Annotated in this window: 1 protein-coding gene; it reads right to left on the bottom strand. The window is 43.3% G+C overall.

Annotated features, from left to right (window positions below):
* Window positions 1-194, bottom strand: a 194-nt coding sequence (locus AC23P2_RS31505; RefSeq protein ID WP_487776852.1) for a tyrosine-type recombinase/integrase, incomplete at its 3' end; no start/stop codon positions are given.
* Window positions 195-215 lie beyond the last annotated feature (21 nt).

Raw genomic sequence — 215 nt, 5'->3', positions numbered from 1 at the left:
TCTTGCGGTTGCTCCGCCGAAATATAACTCTTGAGTCCACGAATAAGATGCTCAGATAGTGGCACATAACGGTCTTTTTTACCTTTACCCTGCACTACTTTTAGTTGCTTACGGTCAAAATCCAAATCCGCCAAGCGTACACTTCGAACTTCTAAACAACGCAGCCCACATCCATACAAAAGACCGATTAACACCTTGTGTTTGAGCAATGTACA

It is taken from the genome of Runella sp. R0.1_18, assembly GCF_057652155.1.
The sequence above is the reverse complement of the archived record's forward strand: the minus strand, read 5'-3'. Positions and strand labels throughout refer to the sequence as shown.